Genomic DNA, 4,240 nt, shown 5'->3' on the forward strand with positions numbered 1-4,240 from the left:
GAATTACTTAATAGTTATTTTGGATATTTTAATCTTTCTTTAAAAGAAAAATTAGAAAATTATATTTTTGTAGTAAAATTGTGGAATGCCACTTGGAGCTTTATAAAATCTATAAATAGCAATAGCCTTTATGATTACAGATTAGGTGGAAATATGATATTAGATGATTTAATTAAAAACTATCTTTAATTGAAACCTCCCCCTAATTTAAATAATCCATTAATTAAATACCTATTTTACCTAAGTAGTTTTCTCTTTTTACAGTTTAACAATTACTTCTTTCTTGCATATAATAAAGAAGCAATACTTTGGAGTTCTTACCTTGAACTATAATGATTTTTTAGAAGACTTAGAAGAATATATAAGAAACTCAGATTTAAGTATAGGCCAAGCTGAAATTCTTGGAGCTACCTTAAACTCCTTAGGATATCTTATAATAGCTTATGGTGCTAAAATAGATATTTACGAATTACTAAATGAGGAAACTAATAGTGATGCTTCACTTAGAACATTTCTTTTTGGTCAAGGTATTATTGCTTTGGGATATTCAATACTATGGGTAGTATCTTTAAATAGATTAAAAACTAAAATACTAGAAAATGATTATTTAGAAAGACAAAATAGCCTTCATGCTTATAGAAAAGTAGAGATTTCATACCTTCTAAGTGCATTTGCTAATTTTCTTAGACTTGAAGCTTTTTATGAACTACTTGCACTTAAAGACGAAGAATTACGTGAAGAAGAGTTAAATGAAGAAGAATAATGGCTTTATGAAATTTATATTAAATTTCATAAAGCCATTACTATACTCTACTTATATTTCTTTATTACTTGTATTGCAATACAGCTTGGTCCCCCTTGAGTTATAAATGCTGGACCTAGCTTCTTTATTTCTAAGTCTATATTTTCAACCATTTCTCTTAATACAGCTTCTGCTTCTTTGGCCAACCCTATATTACATCCATGAGAAATATAGTATTTATAATCACTATTTGCTCCTATTTCTTTTAAATGATCTACTATCTTTTTTATAGCCTTCTTATAAGTTCTCTTGGCAGTAAACTTCTCCATGGACTTACCATCTGTCGATAAAGTCATTACTGGAACTAAGCTTATCATACTTCCTACTTTGCCTAATAAAGAAGAAATTCTTCCCCCTCTAACTAGAAAATCAAAATCATGTGGAATTAAAAATGAGCTAGATGTCTCTTTAAGCTTATTAATTACATTTACAATTTCACTTTTAGTTAATCCATCTTCTACAAGTTTAACTGCTAAATCTACTAAATACTTATGAGGACCACATAAAGTTTGTGAATTAATGACTTCTATCCTATCTGGGTTACTATCCATATTCTTAGCCATACAAGCTGAATTATATGTTCCAGATAAACCATCTGCCATAGAAATATTAATGATTTCATCATCTTTATATTTATTTTGTAGTTCCACTACTCCACCTATAGATGGTTGAGATGACTTTGGAACATGTCCTTTATTAATAATCTCAATAAATTCTTCTGAATTTATCTCTTCATATTCCATATAACTTTTATCATTAATAGTTACAATTAATGGAGAAATATCAACATTATTAGCTTGTCCTTCATTAATAGAGTAAAGGGTAGATGAGTCTGATATTATTTTAATCATCTTTAGTCTCCTATCATTAATTTCTTCAGTAAATCTATGGTTACTGAATTAAGAGTAACACCACATTTATTGTAGGTCAACAAATATTTTGTAAACATTTAATTTTTTAATTAATAAAGTAAAAACATACAATTAAATTCATAACTCTCTCTACCTTCTACCTGTAGCTATTAAAAGTAAGAACATATAGTTAAACTTAATATAATACTAACTAATAAAAACTTTAGTACCTTCTGGTATATTATCATATATCCATTTGGCATTAACCTTCTCTAACCTTACACATCCATCTGATAATGCCATTCCAAGCCTACCGTCTCTTACACTTCCATCTAAATTATATATTATAGAATGAAATAAATAATTCCCCTTAAACTGTGTATAATACCAACATTTATATCCCCTTTCTACTCCAAAATATAACCCCTTAATTCCTACTGAAAAAGTTCCCTTTGGAGTTGGAGTAGACTTCTTTCCTATTGTACAAAGATAACTGTGTAATAACTTCCAATTATTTTTATATCCTGTAAAAATATTAACTTTAAAATTTTTAAGATCCACAAATATAAAGTATTTTGTATTACTTGAGAAGTTTCCTGAATTTACATACTTTGTAGTCTTTTCAATATAATTTTCCTCTCCTCTAAATGCTGAAATAATCTTATTAATTATCCTCAAATCAATACCTCTCTATTATTGCTTATAAACTATACTATGCAATAGTAATTAAAGATTCTAAAAATCATTAATCATCTTATATGTGACTATGTTACATACAGTTAATTGTTTTCAGTATATATTGATATCAAGTAAATAAATTTCAGGAGGAAATATAAATGAAAAATAAAAAATGGTTAATAGGAGCTTTAATTTTAGGTTTTTCCTTTTTCATATCAGTCTTTTTAGTAAAACCTATTGGAGTATCCACTCAATTTTCAGTTTTATCAGGCATAATTCATAGTTCCATAGATAAGGATGTTATTAAAGAGGATCCAACAAGAGAAAGTGGATATATAAGCTCAAATGCATATTATGATAAATCTGAAGGTAAACTAGCAAAATCAATTAAAAATCCACTAAATTATGATTTTATCTTTGTTTTAGCTATACCTTTAGGAGGATATTTAGGATATACATTGTTAAAGAAGAAAAACTTAATACAAACTTCTGAATTTGAAGATGTAGAAACTCAAAGTTGTTCTATTGATGAAAATAAGTCAACTTCTACATGTAGTATAGAAGAAAAATGTTTTATAAAAAAATATGGTCCTAGTTTCTTCGGTGGAGCAATATTATTATTTGGTGCAAGGCTTGCAGATGGATGTACTAGTGGACATATGATGAGTGGAATGATGCAAGGAAGTGTAAGTGGATATATATTTGCCCTTTCTGTATTTGCAACTGCTATTCCAACAGCAATTATTTTAAATAAAAGAAGAACTAATAATAGGAGGGCTTAATTATGGAAATTATATTAGCAATATTATTAGGTGGCTTTTTCGGATTTGCTCTTTCCCTAGCAAAAGCTACTAATTTTAATAAAATACTAAAAATGTTACGATTAGAAGATTTATCCCTTGCAAAAATAATTCTTTTTGCTATAGGATTTTCAAGCGTACTATTATCTCTATCTAATGCTTTAGGAATCTTTGATATATCTAATTTAAGTGTAAAAACTATGAATCTTGGCGTAGTCTTAGGTGGACTTTTATTTGGATTTGCTTTTGGCTCAATTGGGACATGCCCTGGAACTTGCCTTGGAGCTATTACTAATAAGAATACTATAAAGAAAGCACTAGCAGCAGTTTTAGGTGGATTATTTGGTGCATTCTTATTCTCACTTTCATATGGTCCTTTAAAAGAAATGGGAGTGTTTGATGCTTTAAATCTTGGTAAGATAACATTATTTAATGTATCAGAAAAATTCCCTTCAGTATTTGAATTTGGTTTTACTGGATTATTCTTGGTAGGAGTATTGTTTATGATAGCAGCATACTTTTTACCAATTTCAATTTTAAAACCCGAGGATAAATAATACTATAAAAAAAGCTTTTACATAGAAAACTATGTAAAAGCTTTTTTTTTATTTATTCAGTTTTAATTTCTTCTTAAATAATAATCCACTTCCTACTAATATTAATGCTAATCCAACTAATATAAATAGTCTTACATCAAATACATCCCCTGTTGAAGGAAGATCTCCTTTACCTAAACTATTATTATTATCTATATTACCATTATTGGCATCTTCTTTTATCTTAACATTCTTGAAAGTAAATACTTGAGTCTTTGATGAATCTATAACAACTTCTACTTCAGTATCATCTTTGATATATCCCTCTGGAGCCTTAGTCTCTTTTAGAATATATTTACCATAGTCAACAGCTTCAAATCTTACTATTCCCTTTTCATCGCTAATTGATTTTGATATCTCCTTACCTTCTTTGTTATATAGAGTAAACTCTGCTCCCTTTAGTGGATTTCCCTCTTCATCAACTTTTTTAATTTCTACTGTTCCTTTTATTCTAGTGTTTTCAATTTCATATGAATATACTGAATTATTCTCTTTAACACTTACTTCAATTTT

At 27.9% G+C, this 4,240-nt stretch carries 6 protein-coding genes and 1 pseudogene; 4 read left to right on the forward strand and 3 right to left on the reverse strand.

Annotated features, from left to right (window positions below):
• Positions 1–189: pseudogene (locus E6248_RS13795) on the forward strand (choline kinase); the annotation flags it as partial.
• 133 nt (positions 190–322) lie between these two features.
• A complete protein-coding gene (locus E6248_RS13800) occupies positions 323–763 on the forward strand; it encodes a hypothetical protein (protein WP_316341366.1) in 441 nt (146 codons plus the stop codon).
• Between the two features lie 47 nt (positions 764–810).
• Here the strand turns inward: E6248_RS13800 and E6248_RS13805 are convergent, their stop codons facing one another.
• Both E6248_RS13805 and E6248_RS13810 read right to left on the reverse strand, forming a co-directional pair.
• Positions 811–1,653: a DegV family protein gene (locus E6248_RS13805; RefSeq protein WP_316341367.1), complete on the reverse strand. Its 843-nt coding sequence runs from the start codon at positions 1,651–1,653 to the stop codon at positions 811–813.
• Between the two features lie 207 nt (positions 1,654–1,860).
• On the reverse strand, positions 1,861–2,322 hold the full coding sequence (locus tag E6248_RS13810; RefSeq protein ID WP_316341371.1) for a L,D-transpeptidase: 462 nt from the start codon (positions 2,320–2,322) through the stop codon (positions 1,861–1,863).
• Positions 2,323–2,489: 167 nt separating this feature from the next.
• Here E6248_RS13810 and E6248_RS13815 point away from each other — a divergent pair, with 167 nt between their 5' ends.
• Both E6248_RS13815 and E6248_RS13820 read left to right on the forward strand, forming a co-directional pair.
• Positions 2,490–3,113, forward strand: coding sequence for a YeeE/YedE thiosulfate transporter family protein (locus E6248_RS13815; protein WP_316341368.1), 624 nt, complete (start codon positions 2,490–2,492; stop codon positions 3,111–3,113).
• A gap of 2 nt (positions 3,114–3,115) precedes the next feature.
• Positions 3,116–3,688 carry a hypothetical protein gene (locus tag E6248_RS13820; RefSeq protein ID WP_316341369.1) on the forward strand — a complete coding sequence of 191 codons (573 nt, stop codon included), beginning with the start codon at positions 3,116–3,118 and terminating at the stop codon, positions 3,686–3,688.
• 48 nt (positions 3,689–3,736) lie between these two features.
• Here the strand turns inward: E6248_RS13820 and E6248_RS13825 are convergent.
• Positions 3,737–4,240: prealbumin-like fold domain-containing protein (locus E6248_RS13825; RefSeq protein WP_316341370.1), on the reverse strand; the 504-nt coding region annotated here is incomplete at its 5' end.

The organism is Clostridium sp., from assembly GCF_032552055.1.
Taxonomy (GTDB): Bacteria; Bacillota; Clostridia; order Clostridiales; family Clostridiaceae; genus Clostridium.

What these genes read in the sequence shown, in the direction of transcription:
- E6248_RS13820 (WP_316341369.1), top strand. Translation starts at nt 3,116, where the DNA reads ATGGAAATTATATTAGCAATATTATTAGGTGGCTTTTTCGGATTTGCT.
- E6248_RS13815 (WP_316341368.1), top strand. Translation starts at nt 2,490, where the DNA reads ATGAAAAATAAAAAATGGTTAATAGGAGCTTTAATTTTAGGTTTTTCC.
- E6248_RS13805 (WP_316341367.1), bottom strand. Translation starts at nt 1,653, where the DNA reads ATGATTAAAATAATATCAGACTCATCTACCCTTTACTCTATTAATGAA.